Raw genomic sequence first — 19,677 nt, 5'->3', positions numbered from 1 at the left:
TGCGGGAGGCCACACCCGGGCACCACCAGAAAAATCCCTAGTGCATCCCGAACTGATAGCTGAACGGAACAGGCTCTCCCGGACAAACCTCTTCCCACAGTGCCGCAATGGCGTCCTCCCCCTCCCGGAGGTCCGGAATTTCGACGCCCGCGCGAAGGATGGCAGCCGCCTCACCGGGGTTTCCCGTCCGCGCGAGCGCCAGCGCCTTCAGGAATCTCAAACGTCCGACGGCGGCGGCCTCCTTGGGTGCCATCTCTGCAAGTTCCAGCGCCATGGCCGGGTCACCGTGGCGGTTGCTGAGCGTTACGGCTTCGGTGAGCAAAGCTAAGTTTGAAGGGTCAATCTTCACGCCTTTCCGAAGCTCAGCCAGACCCTGCATTTCCTGTCCCTCTGCAAGCAGCGCCAAGCCCAAACCACGGTGCGCGAGCGCCTTGGTACCGGGCGTCACATCGCGGGCCGCCAATACCTCGCGATACAGCGCCTTCGCTCCGCCCAGGTCCTGCCGTGCATGCTTCATGGTGGCCAAATGAAGCTTTGCCTCCGCACTGTCTTGCCCGGCCAGCAAGTCTTCCCAGTCCGCCCCCGCAACGAAACTGGGGGCGCCGTCGAACGCTTTTCCATGCAGCAGCCCAAGCCACGGTTCCTGCTCGGCCGTGACGCTCTCCTCCCCGAAAGGTGTCCCGCTTTCATCAATCCAGGCCATGCCTGCCCTGTCGCGCCGGGCACGCTCCACAACGCCCCAACCGCTTCCGTGCAGCAGCATTTTCGACGGCGGGATGTCGGCATCGTTGATGGCCGCGGGAAGCATTGCCTCAAGTTCCTCATGGGGCAGGAGTTGTTCCAACCGTTCGCTGGCGTGGGCCACCGCAGCATCCCAATCGGCACCGTGCGAGGTCTGCGGCTCAAGGTGCCCGTTCCCGTACGCTTCAACCCATGCCCACTCGGCGCCGGCCGGCATCACCAGGTGTTCGAACTGCGTCTGTGCGAGGCCGGCCTGGATCTCGGCGTACGGTCCGGCTCCGGGGCTCAGCCACTCCTGCCAACGCTTTCCTCCCTGTCCTTGGCCCCAGACGAAAAGCTTCTTTCCGCGGAGGAGGCCGGTGGACAGCATCGCCAGCCCGTCGCCGTCGTCGTCCGCTGCCACAACCCAGCGCCGCTCGGAAGGATCGATGTCGAAGAAAAAGTCCGCCGCGTGCGGGCTGTTGACCAGCCACGTGCCGTCATACCCTTCATAGTCAGTAGGCCGGACCCGGGTGATGTCGGTGGCGTAGTCACTGCCGAAAGCCTCATCCGCCGGAGCGATGACCCGAGTGCCATCCGTTTCCGGGATGGCTGCGTTGCTCCACCAATACATGGGGACATCGTGATCGTTCGGGTTCCGCAGCCTGACGGCGGCGAAGAGGACGTCCGAGTCCGCAGGCAACCAGATGTCCACCTGGAACACCACTTCCCGCAGCCGCTCGTACTCCCACAGGCGCAGGATGTGTTTGCCGTCCGGAGTGTGGACAATCGCGGTGTGCAGCGGATCGCAACTGGTGGGCGAATGACCACGGGTACCGATATTCCATTCCAGCCCACCCGCAAACCACGCCTTGCGCAGCGCAATGTTGGCCAGTTGCGGGGCATCGTGGGTGTGCAGGAGCTGCTTGCCTGTGGCTTTGTCGAACAACTCCCAGATGCGGCCACCCAATGAAGGGACGACGGTCACCTTGAGTTTGCTGTTTTCAAGCACGACGGCGGGCAGTTCCTTGGGTGCCGCGTCGCGGCTGTAGCCGTCCTGCAGGAGGTACGGGTAAACGTTGGGCACCACTCCGTAGCGGGCCGAGGCTTGAAGTTCCTCAGGCACGCCCTCGCCCACGGTATAGGGCTGGTCCAGTTCGGCTGCCACCACCGGCAGCGGGTTCAATGGGCCGAGCTCAGCCATTGTCAGGGAAATAGTGGTGACGGTGAGGTTGGAGCTTGCGGTGATGGCCACGTCAGTATCCAATCGTGAGAAGGAGGCCGCGCTGCGGCTCAATGGTGATGGGGTCGCCGGGCGCGTAGCTCGCGGCGGATTGGAACCCGGGGATGCTCGGGGCTACGACCTCCTGGGCGGCAGCGTCGTCGTCGAAAATCAACGTCACATCCTCAGTTTCACCGGCCCATGACGCCAGCGCTACAACCATTCCGTGCTCTGTCACCCACGTGGTGGCCAGCACGTCCGGGTGGCTGGTCCGTACAGGTGCCTGAGGGTCCCAGAAGCCCTGCATCTGCCCGCTTTCCAGCCCGCTTGCGGCCCAGAACTCCCAGAGCGGGCGGTTGTCGACGGCGGGTGCCCGGCCTGTCATGCCGAACACCATGCCACGCCACGGGTTGCCACCGCCTTCCAGCATCTCGCCCATGAGTCCGAAGGGAATCCCGGACAGCTCCACCAGCCAATAGTCGGGGTCAGTGGTGTGGTAGTCGAAGTACTCCCCCAGCCAGAGCCGGTCCACATAGGGCAGGTGCTCCATGTACAGATTGGCTGAGGACGCGTATCCGTCATGGGCTGTGAACTGGTTGGCAGAATGAAGGTCAATTTCCGGTCCGTCCACACCTCTGGATTGGCAGGCCCTCTCAAGGACCTTGCGGACCCGCAGCATGGCATGCCGGTCATAAGCAATGTCATCAAGGTAGATGCCGTCGATCCCGTCCTCGCCCTTGGCCAGTTCATGGAGGCTGCGAACGTAGAAGTTCTCCCATCGCGACTCACCCGTGGTCACCACGGCAATGTCATCCACGTTGGGCGCGAACCACGCTGAGACGTAGCCGCTTCCCGCATGTTCCTGCAGCCAGATATGTCCCTCGCCCGGTCCATCACTGAAGATCTCCTGGTCCAGGTGCAGCAACGGCAACAACTCCGGACTGCGGAATGTGAGCTCGCGGACCGTGTTGTACACCTTGGTCTTCAGACCCTGCCCATGACACTCGGCAACGTAGTTCCGAAGCGAGTCCCGGGTCAGCAGGGGATCATTGATGAACGGAGCCGGTGCCGTTGCGTGGTGGACGTTGACCACGGTGGCTCCCGCGGCCTTGATGTCGGCCGGATTTTCAGGAGCGTGAAAGTAGCGTTTCCCCAGGTGCTCAGTTGGTTCGATCGGCTTGAACGGTGTCAGCAACAGGCGGAAATCGAAGTCCAGGGGCTCGCCGGCAGTCAGTGTCCGCGCGCCGCTGAAGGCGTTCAGCGTGACCATGCCGCCTGCCGTATGCAGCTTAACCCCGCCTCGGACTATGGCATCCCCGCTGCTCTGTTGACGATTGGCCCACGACCCCGGCTCCACCAACGGTTTTTCCCGGTAGAAGTTGGTGTTGAGCGGCCGTTCATAGCAGCCATCGCGAAGGGCAAGCTGGATTCCGGCGTTCACACTTCCCAGCCACAGCGCGTCCTGGTTCTTCGCCGATACGTCCCATGCCCAGTCAAGAGATTCCGGTCGCCGCCCACCCGGGACACCCAAACCCATGGCCAGCGGAACCGCCGGCTCCCAAAACTCAAGCTGCAGCCCGACGTCGTTCACGTCCACAGTTCCCTCGGAACTGAGGTGCAACGAGTACGAAACGGCACCATCGGCGTCGAGAACGCCGTTCAGCTCCAGCGTCAGCGCTGACTTGCCCTCTTTTCGGCCCGTCCAGCTGCACCGCCACGACGTCCGCCCCGGGCCCTCCTCAGTGAAGATGAGCTGCCCATGCGTCCAATCGATTCCCTCGACGTCCAGCCGCATCGGGGCACTAAATAGCTCGACGGCGGGACCATCAGTTGCGGTGACGGCGGCGGTGAAGGTGGACGTCACCTGCGCCGGCAGTCCCGACTCCGTCAACCTCAGGTACCTGCCCAGAATCCCCAACGTCCTGCTCGATTCGTCCAACGTGATGGGCGTGAAGGGCCTAACGAGCTCAGCGTCCTGGGCCACCCGCGAATCCAGCCAAGCCAGGCGCCCCAACAACCGCGGATCTCCTAAGCCGCCGTCGGGTTCTGTGTCCGCGTCTGCAGCCACATCAAGCGTGACCTCGACGTACTGCGCCACTTTGCCAGGGGCGCTTATACCGGTGGCGGTAATCTTCACCAACGCCTCCACGGTGGTTCCGGCAGCATTGCGCGGGACTGGCAGGATCACGTACAGCGCCTGTACTTTCCCGGCTGGTACCGCAAGGGTCCTCTGCCATGGCCTGCCCAGACGGTCCACGCCATCAGTGTTGATGCAGTGTCCCCCGGACGGCGCTGTGACTTCGACTGTCACGGCTGCGAGGTCCTGCTGAGCGTACAACCCAAGCTGGACCACGTAGTCCTCCCCGGGCCGGGCATTGGCTGTGAAGGTCGTCCCCGGCCCGCTGATCACCCAGTGTGCTGGAAGGTCGCCCTGCATGGAGATGGGGTGCAGGCGGTCCTCGGGAAACACCAGGAAGGCCTCGCCCCCGTAAGCCCGGTGGAACTTCTCCAGTTCGTCCATGCGGGCAGTGAAGTTCATCGGCGCGAAGGTGTCCCGCTCGCTGGCCGCCTCGTATCGCAGGACTGTGGCCTTTGGTAGCTCACGCTTCGCCGGAACCCACGCTGAACGCCCGACGGCGGCAGCCCAGGCAGGGTTTGCGGCCGGACGATGCGGGAGGTACTGCGCCTGGGGATAGTGGGGTTTCCCCAGCATGGCGTAGGGCAGGTAATAGACGAAGTAGATCCCCAAGCCATCGACCGCCTCGAAAATAATGCTTCCGGACTCCCGGCTGGCCTCTTCCACGAGCACGTTCCGGACCCTGGTGCCACTCTTTTCCGAGACGATGATGACGTCAACCGACGCCGGGTGGTGGTCCTGCCGTCGCCAAGGGATGACCACCCTGTGAGCACTGGCTGGTAAGTGGGTCTCTTGGGCCTCTTCCCCTACTTGGACCACTTCCACCACGAACCGGTGGTTTCCGTAGAGCAATTTGTCCCACGCCCCAATGCCACATTCCACCTCCGGGTGGGCTTCGGTCAGCGCACTGTTTCTGCTTGTTTTGGGAGGGGAAACGGGGGCCGGTGAAACCGGCACGGGCAGCGGCATCGCTGGGACTCCTGAAGGTAGCTTCCGGGGCTTTTCACCGAGTTGGTGAATCCTTACATCATCCCGAGGTTCCACGGCGGCGTAAAGAGTCATTACGATGCGCGATCACTGCCATTTTCTCGTCCGTAAGCTGGACAGCAGGGGCTACCTGGGCATGGCGAGGTTCAGCGCGTTGACTTTCGCCCTGGCTGCCCTGACAACCTCGCGGTCGGTGACGGTGTAGGCAGTGGGATCGCTGCCGTCCTGGCCGCCCAGGGAGATGGCACCTTCCCCAAGGGTGGAGACGGTCTTCTTCGCGGACAGGTGAACGGCGGACAGGCCCGCCGCGTGCATTGCCGGGATATCCTCCAGCGAAAGGCCGCCGCCGGCCATGATTTCCAGTGCGCTCCCCGCCCGCTCCACCATGGAGGTCAAGGTTTGCAGGCCTGCTCCGGCGGTAGCTTCATGCCCTGACGTCAGGACCCGGGTGAAGCCCAGTTCCATGAGTTGCTCAAGGGCGGCCAAAGGGTCTTTTGAATGGTCGATGGCCCGGTGGAAGGTCAGTTGCGCTTCAGGATTGGCATCCCTGGCCGAGCCCATCAGACGCTGTACTGCTTGCACGTCCACTTCGCCTGAGGGAGTGAGCGCCCCCATCACCACCCCGTGGGCACCCTGGGCGAGCAGGTGGCGGATCTCGTGGACCATGGTGTCCAGGTCGGACGCCGAGTACCGGAAATCGCCGGGCCTGGAGCGAATCAGCGGATGAATTTCCAGACGGCCATCGACGTGTTCCATGCTCGATTCCATGAGTCCTTGGCTTGGAGTGATTCCACCAAGTTCCAGGCCGCTGCACAGCTCAACGCGGTTGGCTCCTTCGGCGGCAGCCGTACCTGCACCCGCCGCGCTCACCACGGCAATTTCAAGTTTCATGCTGAAACTCTACGGGCAGCAGGGCCTACGCGCGGTAGCGGTCGAGCTTTTCCTTTTGCTCCGGAGTGAGCCTAAGGACCCGTCCGGTGGCCTCCGCCACGAAAGCCAGGTGAGTGGTGGCCTTGACGCAGTCTTCCCGCGTGACGGGGTCCTTAATGACGTAGTGGAGATCGAAGCTCGCGCCCTTGACCGCACCGACCCAGATCTCAACGACAGCCGGGATGTTGCGGTAGTCCAACGTCCGGACGTAGCGGACCTTGTGCTCCACCACCAGGGTCATGATGCCCTCCTCAACATCGTTGAAGAGGGCAGCGGGAGGTTCGACGCCGGGGAGGCCAGCGCCGCGGGGCGGCCCGAAGGCTGCGATGCGTGCTTCCTCGAGCATGCGCACAATCTGGACGTTGTTGATGTGTCCGTAGGCGTCCATGTCACCCCAGCGCATGGGTACAAGGACCTCAATGCGCCGGGGTGCCATGGGCTCCTTCAGTGTTTCCGTGCTCAGCTGTGCACCGCCGTCGAGTCGTCTATGGCAGTCTCTTCCTCACCCGCGAACTGGGACATGTACAAGCGGTAGTACGCGCCTTGGAGAGTGAGCAGCCTGGTGTGGTTTCCCTGCTCCACGATCTTGCCGTTTTCCATCACCAGGATGGTGTCGGCGTCCCGAATCGTAGAGAGTCGGTGGGCGATCACGAAACTCGTACGGTCCGTTCGGAGCGCTGCCATGGCCTTCTGCAGCAGCAGCTCGGTACGGGTGTCCACGGAGCTCGTGGCTTCATCCAGGATCAACAACGAAGGATCGGAGACGAAGGCACGGGCGATGGTGATGAGCTGCTTTTCACCTGCGCTGACGTTGTTGCCTTCTTCGTCGATGATCGTCTGGTAACCGTCAGGGAGGGCCCGCACGAAGCGGTCCACGTAGGTGGCCTTCGCCGCCTCCATGATCTGCTCTTCGGTGGCGTCCAGGTTTCCGTACTTGATGTTGTCGTAGATGGTCCCGCCAAAGAGCCAGGCATCCTGCAACACCATGCCAACCTTGGACCGCAGCTCAGCACGGCTGAGGTCCTTGATGTCAACGCCGTCAAGGGTGATCCGGCCGGCATTGAGCTCGTAGAAACGCATCACGAGGTTCACCAGCGTGGTCTTGCCTGCACCGGTGGGCCCCACAATAGCCACCGTGTGACCAGGTTCCGCAGCGAAGGACAGGTCTTCGATCAGCGGCTTGTCCTCCACATAGCTGAAGGAGACGTGCTCGAATTCCACGTGGCCGTCGGTCTTGGAGGGCAGGTGGCGAGTGGCGTTCTCTTCAACTTCTTCATCGGCGTCCAGGAACTCGAAAACGCGCTCTGCGGAGGCAACGCCGGACTGCAGCATGTTGGCCATGCCGGCAATCTGGCCCAGCGGCTGGGTGAATTCACGGGAGTACTGGATGAACGCCGTGGCGTCGCCGAGGCTCATGGAGCCCGAGGCAACGCGGAGGCCGCCCACCACGGCGATGCCGACGTAGGACAGGTAGGACACGAAGTTCATGGCCGGGAAGATCACGCCGGACACGAACTGCGCACCGAAGGATGCTTTGTAGAGTTCCTCGTTCTTCTCGTCGAAACGCTCCAGCATGTCGGCATCTCGGCCGAACACTTTCACGAGGTCGTGGCCGGAGAACGATTCCTCGATCTGGCCATTGAGTGCGCCGGTGTTCTTCCACTGCGCAGCAAAGAGCTTCTGGCTGCGGGCACCAATGACGCCGGCAACAATGCCGGACAACGGCAGTGCGATCAAGGCAATCAGCGCCAGCTCCCAGGACACGATGAACATCATGACCGTGATACCCAGGACCGTGAGGACGGAGCTGACCAGTTGGGAGAACGCCTGCTGAAGACCCTGCTGGACGTTGTCGACGTCGTTGGTTACGCGGGACAGGATGTCGCCACGCTGGCGGGTGTCGAAGTAGTTCAACGGGAGCCGGTTGAGCTTGGCCTGGACGTCGTTGCGTAGCTTCTTGATGACCCGCATGACGATCCTGTTGAGCAACCAACCTTGGGCCCACAGGAAGATGTTGGCCACAAAGTACATGAGCAGCACGATCGAAATCAGGAACGTCAGCTTGGGGAAGTCAATCCCGTTGGTGAGTTCCATTTTGGATACCATGTCCGCAAAGTTGCCTTGCCCCTGCTGACGCATGAGCTCCACGAACTGCTCTTGGGAGACTCCCTCGGGCACCTGCCTGCCAATGACGCCGCCGAAAATGACGTCCATGGCAGTACCCAGGACCTTGGGCGCGATCACGTTGAGCACCACCGAGACGATGACAAGGCCGATCACGATGTACACGCCAACGCTCTCGGGCTTCAGCAGGCCCATGAGCCGCTTGGCGGACGGCCAGAACTCCTTGGCCTTCTTTGCCGGAACGTCGCCGAACATGCCGCCGTCGGCTTCGGAAGGGACGTACTCCTCTTCGACGAAGTCCTCGTCATCAAGCAGCTCGGTTGCTACCTCAGCCTCGGCCGTCGCCTTGGCATCTTTGGCGGCCTCTGCCTTGGCAGCCCAGCCACGCTTCTTCTGCTGGTTCTGCTCGCTCATGCCACTTCCTCCACGCTCAGCTGGGATTCAACGATTTCCTGGTACGTGGGTGACGTCTCCAGCAGTTCGTCGTGCGTTCCACGGTCGACGATCCGGCCGTTATCCAGCACAAGGATCTCGTCCGCGTCCGCAATGGTTGACACACGCTGGGCCACGATGATGACCGTGGAGTCCCTGGTCTTGGCTTTCAAGGCCTTCCGCAGCCTGGCATCGGTAGCGACGTCCAAAGCGGAGAACGAATCATCAAACAGGTACACATTCGGTTTGGTAACCAACGCCCTGGCAATGGACAGCCTCTGGCGCTGGCCACCGGAAACGTTGGTACCACCTTGGGCAATGCGCCTGTTCAAACCGGATGACTTTTCCTCGACGAAGCCCTTGGCCTGCGCAGTCTCCAACGCCTCCCACAGTTCTTCGTCGGTGGCATCGGGCTTGCCGAAGCGCAGGTTGTGCTCGATAGTCCCGGAGAACAGGTATGGCTTCTGCGGAACCGCGGAGACCCGGCTGGTGATTTCAGATGCGTCCATCTTGGTGACGGGCACGCCGTCGAGCAGTACGTCGCCCGAGGCGACATCGTAAAGCCGCGGCAGGAGCGAAACCAGGGTGGTCTTGCCTGCGCCCGTTGATCCGATGATGGCCAGGGTCTTGCCCGGCTCGGCGGTGAAGGAGATGTTGCTCAGCACCGGCGCCTCCGCACCCGGGTACTTGAACGTGACGTCGCGGAATTCCACGCGACCCTTCTTCTCAGCCGGCACCACCGGTGAAGTGGGGTTGTGAATGGAAGGTTCGACGTCGAGCACCTCGCCGATGCGATCTGCACAGACGGACGCGCGGGGAATCATCATGGCCATGAACGTGCCCATCATGACGGCCATCAGGATCTGCAACAGGTACTGGAGGAAGGCCGTGAGCGCACCCACCTGCATGTCACCAGAGTCCACGCGCTGGCCACCGAACCACAGCACGGCAGCCGTAGACAGGTGCAGGATCATGCCGATGGCCGGGAACATGAGGACGAACAGGTTGCCGATCTTCACGGACACTGCGGTGAGGTCATCATTGGCATCGCCGAAGCGCTTTGCCTCGTGGGGTTCACGCACAAAGGCACGGACCACGCGGATGCCGATGATTTGCTCGCGCAGCACACCGTTGATCGCGTCGATCTTGGTCTGCATGGAACGGAAAAGCGGCATCAACCGGACTACGAGGTAGCCCACTACGGCCACCAGGACCGGAACGGAAACCCATACGAGCCACGAGAGGTTGAGGTCCTCACGGAGGGCCATGATGATGCCGCCAACACACATGATGGGCGTGGAAACCATGAAGTTCAGGCCCATGAGCACCAGCATCTGTACCTGCTGGACATCGTTGGTGCCGCGGGTGATCAGCGTGGGAGCACCGAATCGGTTAACGTCCTGGGCGGAGAAGCTGCTGACCTGCCGGTAGACGCTTCGGCGCAGGTCGCGGCCGATTGCCATGGCAACGCGGGCGCCGAAGTAAACGGCGATGATAGCGGTAAGCACCTGTCCAAGGGCGACACCGAGCATGAGCACACCGGTTTGCCAGATGAAGTCGGTGTCTCCGCGGGAAACTCCCTCATCAATGATTTTGGCGTTGAGGCTGGGGAGGTAGAGCGTGGCGATGGTGGACGCCAACTGAAAAATCAGCACAGCCACAATCTGCGGCAAATACGGCTTGGAGTAGCGCCGTATAAGGGTGACAAGCATGCCCACGGGTCCTTAGAAAGAGTGCGTGAATGAGATAAGAGAAGTTTGGCAGCAGGGGCTGACAGTATTAGCCTCCCCACTCTACGAAATCCGTTGCCCGGGCGAAACAACTTACGGAAAAGATCATCCCAGCGGAGTATTTCCTGTGTCGGTCGTGCCCGCTCTGGGGTATCCCCCTTGGGTAGACACCCTGCCGGCAACAAAAACGCCGGCTGGTTTCCCAGCCGGCGTTTTCAGTCCCGCCCTCGTTGGTCAAGCTCCACGTAGTACGCGAGGAGTGTCAAACAAGGGCGGGCTCCGTGGAGGAGTCAGCCAGCGTGCTTGCCGTGGTCCGCCCGGGCTTCTACGCCTTGGAGGAGCAACAACGCCATCCGTTCCTGCTGCCTGCGTTCGCGCTTGAGCTCCTTACGGATCGCGGCGAGTTCCTCCGCGGTATGGGCCTGCTGCTCCGCGATGGTTTGCTGCTCCCGCAACCGGGCCTGGAGTTCCACGTTGGCTCGACTGAGCTGCAGCTGCTGTTCGGCCAGGACGTACTGGGTACGGGACAGTTGTTCCTGAACTTCCTTCACATCAGCCGTGCCCTGGGGTCGTTCCTGCGTGAGGATCCGGGCGAACTCCAGGTCAAGATCGGACCCGGACTCCGCGTTCGAAGCCGGTCGCTCCCCCACTGGAACCGGTCGCTCCACCACCGGAACATGACGGGGACCCCCTGAAACCGCAGGGTCGGCACCCAAGCGGCGCGCGCCGTCGTCGGACGCTTTCACCGCGTCCATGGACGCAGTGTCCAGCGACATACCAGCGTCTCCTGAAGCCGTGGCAATGAGTTCCTTTTCCGGAGCAGCATCAACCGTGCGGCGCAGTGGGCGTTCCTTGATGAACAGCACAGCCAGGAGCGCCACAACGCTGATGATCGCCGAGATCAGGAAGATCTGCGCGGTCGCGTCACCGTAGGCTGCCCGCATGATCTCGGCGATGGGAGCGGGCATATCGGCCAGATCCATGCTGGCTCCGGAGGCACCACCCTGGGCCGGAATGCCCGCGGCAGTCATGCCTTCAACGGCAAGTTCCTTCACATGGTTGGACATGATGGCGCCCAGGACGGATACGCCGATCGCACCACCCACTGAGCGGAAGAACGCCACCGAAGCACTGGCGGTTCCAATGTCCTTGGCCTGGACCGTGTTCTGAACAGCAAGCACCAGGTTTTGCATCAGCATGCCAAGGCCTAGGCCGAACACGCCGGTATAGATCGCCACAATCCACAGTTCAGTGGTGTGGTCCATGGTTCCGGCGAATGCGAGGCCGCCGATGAGGAGGACGGACCCTGCAACCAGGAACCTCTTCCACTTGCCGAAGCGGCTGATCAGAATGCCGGATGCGACGGAACCGATCAGGTTGCCGGCGATCATCGGTAGCGTCAGCAGGCCGGCCTCGGTGGGTGTGGCGCCGCGGGCAACCTGGAAGTACTGGCCCAGGAAGGTGGACGAACCGAACATGGCGATACCAACGGCAACGGAGGCAACGATAGCCAAGGCGGTGGTGCGCTCGGAGATGATCTTGAGCGGAATGATGGGCTCGGGAACCTTGGTTTCCACCAGCACCAGAAGTGCCAGCAGGGCTACGCCGCCGCCCACCATGAGCGCGGACTGCCAGGAGAACCAGTCGTAGTAGTCAGGGTTGCCGGCGAAGGAAACCCAGATGAGTAGCAGGCTCACGCCGGACGTCAGCAGGATGGAACCCAGCCAGTCGATCTTCGCCGGACGCTTGATGTGCTGGATCTTCAGCGTCACCTGGAGCAGGATGAGCGCGACGACGGCCAGCGGCACACAGACGAAGAACGTCCAGCGCCAGCCCAGCGGGCTGTCAACGATGAAGCCGCCCAGCAGCGGGCCGCCAGCGGTTCCTACGGCCATGACAGCACCCATGTAACCGGAATACTTGCCGCGGTCGCGCGGCGGAATCATGGAGCCGATGATCGCCTGAGCCAAGGCGGTGAGGCCACCCATCGCCACACCCTGGATGACACGGGCGGTCAGCAGCAGCGGAATGGTTTCAGAAAGGCCTGCCATGACCGAGCCGGCGACGAAGATGATGATGCTCAGCTGGACCAGGAGCTTCTTGTCGAAGAGGTCCGCGAGCTTGCCCCAGATGGGCGTGGTGGCAGCGTTCGCCAACAGCGCGGCCGTGATGACCCAGGCGAAGTCGGTTTGCGTGCCCTTAAGCTCTGACATGATGGTGGGCAGCGCGTTGGCGACGATCGTGCTGCTGAGGATCGCTGTAAAGAAGGCAGCGAGGAGCCCGGTCAGGGCTTCCATGATCTGCCGATGGGTCATGGGCGCGGACGCCCCTTTAACTGAGGCGTCCACCGCCTGGGAGTCGTGTACTGCTGGTGTAGCCATGCGTGGGCTCCTAAGCTGTCTGGTTTGTTGTTATGGAGCCGGCCGCCGTTGCCCGGATTGAGTCCTTGAGGGACACAGTGAGTTTGTTGATGACCTGGGAGGCCTCGAGGGCGTCCGCCTCGCTCCAATCCGCCAGGTAATCGCGCAGTCTCACGCTGCGTTGTTCTTCGAATTCGCGCAGTTTCGCCGCGCCGCTTTCCGTCAGGGCGAGAAGCTGCGCCCTGCCGTCAGCTGGATCAGGCCGCCTGACAACAAAGCCAAGCTCCTCGAGTTCGGTGATGTGCCGGCTGAGGACCGGGGCGCTGACGCCGAGTCGAGTGGCCAGTTGGGTTGCGCGGGTCTCCCCCTCGCCGATGAAGCGCATCACCCCCTGCACAGCCATTCCGACGTCGGGCACGCGGGCCATGTGGGCAGTCACCACACAGCGCAGCGTGCGCTGGAGATCGAAAATCTGATGCACAAGATCGGTTGCTGTGGCAGAACCGACGGACATGCGAAACACCCCTCTTTTTGTTTGCCTAAAGCAACTATAACGCAGATTGATTGCTTTGGGAAACTAAAGATGGGGAGAAGGGCGTTACCGGGCCAGTCGGGTCGCCGCCTCGATGACCTCATCCACCCTGCGGGGCCGCTTGATCCCCGGGGGTACAGCAGCCACGAGCCAACTCTCCGGGAGATCGTCCTCAATGGGCACCAAGGCAACTTTGGAGTCCGCGTAAACAGAAGCAACCCCCGGCCACGCGTGAGTCACGGAGATGGCCCTTCCGCTGGCCACCACGCCGCGGATGGTCTGCGCCACCACACTCTTCCAGCGAACCCTCGGCTCAATGCCTGCCGAGAGGAACATAGACGTGACGCGCTCAGCACTGGGCGGAACGTTGAAGAGGATGACATCCTCGCCGGCAAGGTCGGCGAAACTTAGCGATGCCCTTCCTGCCAACGGGTGGCTTGCAGCCAGCATGAACTGCGGACGGGATTCCACCACCTTGACCACATCGACGCCCGGCACCACCTGAAGGGAGTAAACAAACGCGAGGTCCAACGCGCCCTCCCCCACCGCCTTCTGCAGGTCTTCGGCAGCGCCTTCCACGAAGTCGAGCTCCACCTCGGGCCAGTTCTCGGCGAAATAGCCGATGAGTTCCGGGATCACCCGGGGCGAGATGGCCACCATGCAGCCGATGGACACCCGTCCGCGCATCTCTTCGTGGGACCCCATCAGTGCCCCGGCCTGCAAATCCGCCGCTTCCCCAAGGATTCGCCGGGCACGGACGCCCAGTTCCAGCCCCGCCGGCGTGGGTTCCACTCTCTTCGCCCGGGTCCGAATGAGCAGGTCGAGGCCGAGGCTCTTTTCCAGCTGGGCAATCGCCATTGAAGCGGCGGCCTGGGAGATATTGCTCTCGTTCGCAGCCTTGGTGAGGGAGCCGTGATCGAGCACCGCCACAAAATACTCAAGCTGGCGAAGGGTGAACTCGGCCATCAGCTCTCCTTATGAACTTCTTTGAATTGATTGATTATACAAGATCAGTGAGCCGGGCCACACTGGAGAAAAGCCAAAGTCGAAGGAGACACCCGTGACACTGACGTCATCCCTGAAACCGCATATCGTCACCCTGGGGACCGCTGGCGGGCCCAGATGGTGGGCGGCGGCGGATTCCGGCGAGCGCACCGGAATAGCCACCGCAGTGGTGGTCGGAGAGGCTTTCTACTTAGTGGATTTCGGCCAAGGCGCCGGACGCAGGCTCAGCCAGTCAGCCCTGGAACTCAAGGATTTGAGGGCGCTCTTCATTACCCACCTCCACTCGGATCACGTCTATGATCTCGCCGGCCTCGGCATTTTTGGCCTATACGCCCTCGCAGACCGCGCCGACAATCCAGTGAGAATCATTGGACCCGGCAATCGTGGGGAGCTGCCCCCGGTGTCGCCACGCGCCGTCGTCGATCCTCTTCCCTTGGCACCGGAGAACCCAACGCCGGGCACCCGCCAGATGTTTGAGCAATTGATGGCCGCTCACGCCACGGATCTCAACGACCGCATTCTGGACAGCCTGCGACCCAGCCCCTTGGACATCTTCAAAGCCGAAGACATCCAGATACCTGCACGAGCCGGCTACCACCCCAACAACAACCCGACGCCGGACATGGAACCGTTCGAGATCTACCGCGACGAGCTGGTGACAGTGACCGCCATCCTGGTGGAACATCCTCCAGTGGCGCCGGCCTTCGCCTTCCGCTTCGATACCGCAGAAGGTTCTGTGACCATCTCCGGCGACACTGCTTACACGGAAAACATGATCACCCTGGCCCAAGGCACCGACCTGTTGCTGCACGAGGCCATCGACTTCGACTGGGTGGAATCGCTCTACGCCGATAAGACCGACGACGGCAGCCGCGCCGCCCGCGACCACCACTACAAGTCCCATACCAGTGTCCGCGAGGCAGCGAAGCTGGCAGATGCCGCCGGTGCCAGACACCTTGCCCTGCATCATCTTGTGCCCGGGCACGCATCCACATCCGTGTGGCTCGAAGCAGAAGAGCACTTCAACGGAAAATTCACCGTCCCCAACGATCTCGACGTCATTCCGTTCGCGCGCCAGCGCTGATGCGCGAACCCCATCCCCGGAACTGAGGAACCACATGAGCTCAGCACCATCCCAGGACACCCTCCCTGAAGCACCCGGCAGCGTGCCTGAAAACTCCATGAAGTCCAAGGACATGCGCCGCATCCTGGCGTCCAGCTTCATCGGCAGTGCAATCGAGTACTACGACTTCATGCTCTACGCCACTGCCGCCAGCCTCGTATTCAACAAGGTCTTCTTTGCAAATCTTGGCCCCGGCTTTGCCCTCTTCGCATCCTTCGTAACACTCGCCGTCGGCTACGTTGCACGCCCCCTTGGTGGCCTGATCTTCGGACACTTCGGGGACAGGCTGGGCCGCAAGAAGATGCTGGTTCTCTCCATGCTCATCATGGGCTTCGGCACCACGATGATCGGCTTGCTGCCCACCACATCCCAGATTGGGATTGCCGCACCCATTGCGTTGGTGGTCCTCCGACTGGTCCAAGGCGTGGCGGTGGGCGGTGAATGGGGTGGCGCTGCCCTAATGGCCATCGAGCACGCGCCCAAGAAACACCGCGGCTTCGCGGCAGCTTTCGCCAACGCCGGCGGACCGGCCGGAGCCATCCTGGGCACCCTCGCGCTGTCCCTGTTCGCAGCACTGTCCGGCGACGACTTCCTGGCTTGGGGTTGGCGCGTACCATTCCTGCTCAGCGCCGCGCTGATCGCGGTGGGAATGGTCATCCGCCTAAAGGTGTCCGAAACACCGGCTTTCCAGAAACTTGAAGCAGAAGGAGCCAAGCGCCGGGTGCCCCTACTGGATGTCCTCAAAAACAACCGTCGCGCCGTGGTGCTCGGTTTGCTCGCCACCACGGCCTTTTACGTGTGCCAATCCATGACCACGGTGTGGGGCGTATCGGTTGCCGTGGAGAACGGCGCCGACAAGAACGGCGTGCTGAACATCAAAGCGTTCGCAGCGCTGCTGACGTTGATTATCTGCTTCTACTCGGCGCGACTCAGCGACAGGATCGGACGGCGTCGGGTCCTCGTCGGCGCATCCCTCTTGGGCGCCGTCCTTGCTTACCCCATCCTGCTGCTCATCGACAACGGTGAACTGTGGGCGTTTGCCCTGGCGATCGTGCTGGGCAACGGCTTGGTGCAAGGCTTCCTCTACGGCCCTATCGCCGCCTACGTGGCCGAACAATTTCCCACCCGTAACCGCTACACAGGCGCTTCGCTGGCGTATCAAGGTGCCTCGATGGTCGGTGCGGGCTTCACACCCATGATCGTCGCTGGCCTGAGCCTCGCAGCCGGCGGTGGGTTGTGGCTGATAGCGGCGTTCTGGATCGCCGCGATGCTTGCGGCAGTGGTTGCCGTGAGGCTAACTCCCGAGGGCACCCATCGCGAACTCGACTAGTGCCACGAAACGCAGTCAGCCCCCTCACGGTGTTCCGTGCGGGGGCTGGCTGTTTTGGTGGGGTTAGTCGCGTCTGTTTAGTCCAGATGCGTGGGGCCGAACATCTTCAGCAATGTTTCAACCACGACGACGTTGGGACCGTCCGCTGCGAAGGACGCCTTGAGCGCGTCCCCCACTTCCTCCGGGGCAACCCGACGGGCAGGCACACCGAAGGACTCGGCCAACTTGACGAAGTCCGGGCGGGCGAGCTCGGTAGCAGTGGCCTGGCCGAAGGCGCCCACCATGTACTCGCGCAGGATGCCGTAGCCGCCGTCGTCCACGATCAGCCAGGTGACCGGGACGTTGTGCTGCTTGGCGGTGGCTAGCTCGGAGATGGAGTACATGGAAGATCCGTCACCGGATACGGCCAGCACACGACTCGGCTTGCCCGTGGTTTCAAGACCCACGGCACCGCCGATTGCTGCCGGGAAGCCGTAGCCGAGGCCGCCGGCCCCTTGGGCGGAGTGGAACTGACCCTGCCGGGCGTCCCAGCAGCTCCAGCCCCAGTACGCGGAGATGGTCATGTCCCAGAACGTCTGCATGTCAGCCGGGACGGCCTCGCGGATGTCGGCCATGAACTTCAGTTCCTTGGCCAGATCCTGTGATTCCAGGCGTGCTTTGACCTTAGCCAGGGATTCCTTGACGACGTCTTCGGGGCTGGTGCCGTGCCAATCACGCTTGGTTGCGTCCGAAGCCCCTGCCGTTGCGAGGGCTTCGTCCAGCGCGGCGAGCGCTTGGCCGGCATCGGCACGGATACCCAGGCCGGGGCGGTTGGATTCGAGGACCCGGGGTTCGGCGTCGATCTGGATGATGCGGCCGCGGGGCTCGAATGTGAAGTAATTGGAAGTCACTTCACCCAGGGACGAGCCAATGACGATCAAAACGTCGGCGTCTTCCAGGACATCGGTCATGTACCGGTCCTCGATCCACGACTGCAACGACAACTCGTGGGTCCACGGGAACGCACCATTGCCGCCGGGAGTACAGATCACCGGCGCGCGCAGCTGCTCGGCAATCGAGAGCAGGGACTTCTCGGCCCGGCCACGACGCGTACCGCCGCCTGCGATGATCGCCGGACGTTCCGCCGTCGAAAGCCATTTCACGGCTTCGCGGATCAGCTCGACGCGCGGCGGGTTATCGAATGCCTCGGCCAGCGCATCCTCCACCGGAGGAACCATGATGGGATCCAGGAGGACGTTCTGCGGGATTTCGATCCAGACCGGGCCCTGTGGCGAGGAAATCGCCTCGGTCCAGGCGTCCTGGATGGCCGACGGGATACCCGAGGCGTGCTGGATCAGGCGCTGGCTCTTGGTGACGTTCGCGGCCGAGGCCTTCTGGTCATCGAGCTGGTGCAGCATGCCTTTGCGGCGTGCACCCAGGCCGTCGAGGGGGATCTGGCTGGCGACAACCACCATGGGAACACCCGTAGCGTAAGCCTCCTGAAGGCCGGCCAGGGAGGTGAGCGCGCCAGGACCGGTGGACAGGAACAGCACACCTACCTCGCCGGTGGCGCGGGAGTAACCGTCGGCTGCGAACGCCGAGTTGTTCTCCACGCGGGAGGAGACGAAGTGCAGGTTGCCGCGGCCCATGGCGTCAAAGAGACCCAATGCGTGCTGGCCGGGGATACCGAAGACGGTCTTAGCGCCCAGCGCTTCAAGGGTCTCGACGACGAGGTCCCCGCCGTTGCGCTGGTTGGTGCCCTTGGTGGGGGCCGCTGTGCCGGGATCGAAATCAATCATCGCTGGTCCCCGGCCGTTGCGGTTGCCTGTGCGAGTTCGGCCATGCGAGCGCCGAGGGCCTGCTGCGCGTAACCGTTCGGGGCACCTTGGCGGTCGCCTTCCACGGCGTTGTCCGCCATGAGGGTCACGAGCTCGTACGCTACGTGGCTGCCTGCAACACCGGTGATCTCGGCGTGGTCGTAGGCAGGAGCAACTTCAACGATGTCCGCTCCCACGAGGTTCATGCCACGGAAGCCACGGATAATTTCGAGGAGTTCGCGGCTGGTGATGCCGCCGGCTTCGGGGGTGCCGGTACCGGGTGCGTGTGCTGGGTCCAAAACGTCGATGTCCACGGAGATGTACAGCGGGCGGTTGCCGATGCGGTCACGGATCTTGGCTACGGTTTCCAGGACGCCTTGGTAGTAGACGTCAGCTGAAGTGACGATTCCGAAGCCGAAGCGGTGGTCGTCGTCGAGGTCCTTCTTGCCATACAGGGGGCCGCGGGTACCCACGTGGCTGATGGCTTCGGTGTCCAGGATGCCCTCTTCCACCGCGCGGCGGAACGGGGTGCCATGAGTGTACTCGGCACCGAAGTACGTGTCCCAGGTGTCCAGGTGGGCGTCGAAGTGGAGCATCGCAATGGGCTCTCCTGCCCGCTCCGCCGCTGCCCTCAAGAGCGGGAGTGCAATGGTGTGGTCGCCACCGAGGGTTACCAGCTTGCTGCCATTGGCCGTGAGGTCCAAGGCGTTCTGTTGGACAGTCTCGATGGCCTCGTTGATGTTGAACGGGTTTACGGCCATGTCGCCGGCATCGGCAACCTGGATGTTCTCGAAGGGGCTGACGTCCCAGGCAGGGTTGTACGGGCGCAGCAGTCGGCTGGCTTCGCGTACATGGTTGGCACCGAAGCGCGCCCCGGGGCGGTAGGAGACACCGGAGTCGAAGGGAACGCCCACTACTGTGACGTCAGCCTTGGAGACCTGGTCCAGTCGGGGCAGGCGGGCATAAGTGGCGGCACCGGCGTAACGCGGAATGCGGGATGAATCGATGGGTCCGAGGTTCCCGTTGGCCGTAATGCGAAGCTCTTCCAAAATATGCCTCTCCTTCGAGTTGGATCAGTTGCTGTGACTCCCATCATACACTCGAAGTTGCCTTATATGCATCACATGTTTACAAGGGATTCGGCTGCGTTCAGCTTGAGATGCCGGTCACAGCGGGCGTTATGATTCCATAAAAACCGGGGCCCCGGCGTCGAATACGGCCATACGCTCCTAGCGGACGCAGCATCCGG

13 protein-coding genes are annotated in these 19,677 nt (G+C 62.5%); 2 read left to right on the top strand and 11 right to left on the bottom strand.

Annotation, left to right across the window (positions count from 1 at the left end; genetic code table 11):
* Positions 1-37 precede the first annotated feature (37 nt).
* From AC6CH8_RS00890 to AC6CH8_RS00850, 9 genes are all read right to left on the bottom strand, one after another.
* Positions 38-1,975, bottom strand: coding sequence for a DUF5107 domain-containing protein (locus AC6CH8_RS00890; RefSeq protein ID WP_498188290.1), 1,938 nt, complete (start codon positions 1,973-1,975; stop codon positions 38-40).
* 1 nt (position 1,976) lies between these two features.
* Positions 1,977-5,048 carry a glycoside hydrolase domain-containing protein gene (locus AC6CH8_RS00885; protein WP_498188288.1) on the bottom strand — a complete coding sequence of 1,024 codons (3,072 nt, stop codon included), beginning with the start codon at positions 5,046-5,048 and terminating at the stop codon, positions 1,977-1,979.
* 144 nt (positions 5,049-5,192) lie between these two features.
* On the bottom strand, positions 5,193-5,957 hold the full coding sequence (locus tag AC6CH8_RS00880) for a copper homeostasis protein CutC (RefSeq protein WP_498188286.1): 765 nt from the start codon (positions 5,955-5,957) through the stop codon (positions 5,193-5,195).
* A 25-nt stretch (positions 5,958-5,982) separates the two neighbouring features.
* A complete protein-coding gene (locus AC6CH8_RS00875; protein ID WP_498188653.1) occupies positions 5,983-6,399 on the bottom strand; it encodes an acyl-CoA thioesterase in 417 nt (138 codons plus the stop codon).
* A gap of 56 nt (positions 6,400-6,455) precedes the next feature.
* Complete coding sequence (locus tag AC6CH8_RS00870) at positions 6,456-8,534, bottom strand: ABC transporter ATP-binding protein (RefSeq protein ID WP_498188284.1); 2,079 nt, start codon at positions 8,532-8,534, stop codon at positions 6,456-6,458.
* Positions 8,531-10,264 carry an ABC transporter ATP-binding protein gene (locus tag AC6CH8_RS00865; protein ID WP_091465775.1) on the bottom strand — a complete coding sequence of 578 codons (1,734 nt, stop codon included), beginning with the start codon at positions 10,262-10,264 and terminating at the stop codon, positions 8,531-8,533. Before AC6CH8_RS00865 ends, AC6CH8_RS00870 begins: the two co-directional genes overlap by 4 nt.
* A 308-nt stretch (positions 10,265-10,572) precedes the next feature.
* Positions 10,573-12,663 (bottom strand): MFS transporter, encoded by a 2,091-nt coding sequence (locus AC6CH8_RS00860; protein WP_498188282.1) that lies wholly within the window; start codon positions 12,661-12,663, stop codon positions 10,573-10,575.
* A gap of 10 nt (positions 12,664-12,673) precedes the next feature.
* The gene (locus AC6CH8_RS00855; RefSeq protein ID WP_017197676.1) at positions 12,674-13,156 is read right to left on the bottom strand and encodes a MarR family winged helix-turn-helix transcriptional regulator; all 483 of its coding nucleotides are present in this window, start codon (positions 13,154-13,156) and stop codon (positions 12,674-12,676) included.
* 84 nt (positions 13,157-13,240) lie between these two features.
* Complete coding sequence (locus AC6CH8_RS00850; protein WP_420180336.1) at positions 13,241-14,140, bottom strand: LysR family transcriptional regulator; 900 nt, start codon at positions 14,138-14,140, stop codon at positions 13,241-13,243.
* Positions 14,141-14,234: 94 nt separating this feature from the next.
* On the opposite strand from AC6CH8_RS00850, the gene AC6CH8_RS00845 reads away from it, so the two are divergent.
* Positions 14,235-15,263, top strand: coding sequence for an MBL fold metallo-hydrolase (locus AC6CH8_RS00845; protein ID WP_420180335.1), 1,029 nt, complete (start codon positions 14,235-14,237; stop codon positions 15,261-15,263).
* A 34-nt stretch (positions 15,264-15,297) separates the two neighbouring features.
* Positions 15,298-16,632 (top strand): MFS transporter, encoded by a 1,335-nt coding sequence (locus AC6CH8_RS00840; protein WP_498188279.1) that lies wholly within the window; start codon positions 15,298-15,300, stop codon positions 16,630-16,632.
* 77 nt (positions 16,633-16,709) lie between these two features.
* On the opposite strand, the gene AC6CH8_RS00835 is transcribed toward AC6CH8_RS00840, so the two are convergent.
* Both AC6CH8_RS00835 and speB read right to left on the bottom strand, forming a co-directional pair.
* A complete protein-coding gene (locus tag AC6CH8_RS00835; RefSeq protein ID WP_498188277.1) occupies positions 16,710-18,410 on the bottom strand; it encodes a thiamine pyrophosphate-binding protein in 1,701 nt (566 codons plus the stop codon).
* The gene (gene speB / locus AC6CH8_RS00830; protein WP_091465770.1) at positions 18,407-19,477 is read right to left on the bottom strand and encodes an agmatinase; all 1,071 of its coding nucleotides are present in this window, start codon (positions 19,475-19,477) and stop codon (positions 18,407-18,409) included. Before speB ends, AC6CH8_RS00835 begins: the two co-directional genes overlap by 4 nt.
* Positions 19,478-19,677: the final 200 nt, after the last annotated feature.

Source organism: Paenarthrobacter sp. GQ52, assembly GCF_059759005.1.
This window is presented reverse-complemented; position numbering and strand designations above follow the sequence as displayed.

What these genes read in the sequence shown, in the direction of transcription:
- AC6CH8_RS00860 (WP_498188282.1), bottom strand. Translation starts at nt 12,663, where the DNA reads ATGGCTACACCAGCAGTACACGACTCCCAGGCGGTGGACGCCTCAGTT.
- AC6CH8_RS00850 (WP_420180336.1), bottom strand. Translation starts at nt 14,140, where the DNA reads ATGGCCGAGTTCACCCTTCGCCAGCTTGAGTATTTTGTGGCGGTGCTC.
- AC6CH8_RS00880 (WP_498188286.1), bottom strand. Translation starts at nt 5,957, where the DNA reads ATGAAACTTGAAATTGCCGTGGTGAGCGCGGCGGGTGCAGGTACGGCT.
- AC6CH8_RS00870 (WP_498188284.1), bottom strand. Translation starts at nt 8,534, where the DNA reads ATGAGCGAGCAGAACCAGCAGAAGAAGCGTGGCTGGGCTGCCAAGGCA.
- AC6CH8_RS00875 (WP_498188653.1), bottom strand. Translation starts at nt 6,399, where the DNA reads ATGCGCTGGGGTGACATGGACGCCTACGGACACATCAACAACGTCCAG.
- AC6CH8_RS00885 (WP_498188288.1), bottom strand. Translation starts at nt 5,048, where the DNA reads ATGCCGCTGCCCGTGCCGGTTTCACCGGCCCCCGTTTCCCCTCCCAAA.
- AC6CH8_RS00855 (WP_017197676.1), bottom strand. Translation starts at nt 13,156, where the DNA reads ATGTCCGTCGGTTCTGCCACAGCAACCGATCTTGTGCATCAGATTTTC.
- AC6CH8_RS00835 (WP_498188277.1), bottom strand. Translation starts at nt 18,410, where the DNA reads ATGATTGATTTCGATCCCGGCACAGCGGCCCCCACCAAGGGCACCAAC.
- AC6CH8_RS00840 (WP_498188279.1), top strand. Translation starts at nt 15,298, where the DNA reads ATGAGCTCAGCACCATCCCAGGACACCCTCCCTGAAGCACCCGGCAGC.
- AC6CH8_RS00865 (WP_091465775.1), bottom strand. Translation starts at nt 10,264, where the DNA reads ATGCTTGTCACCCTTATACGGCGCTACTCCAAGCCGTATTTGCCGCAG.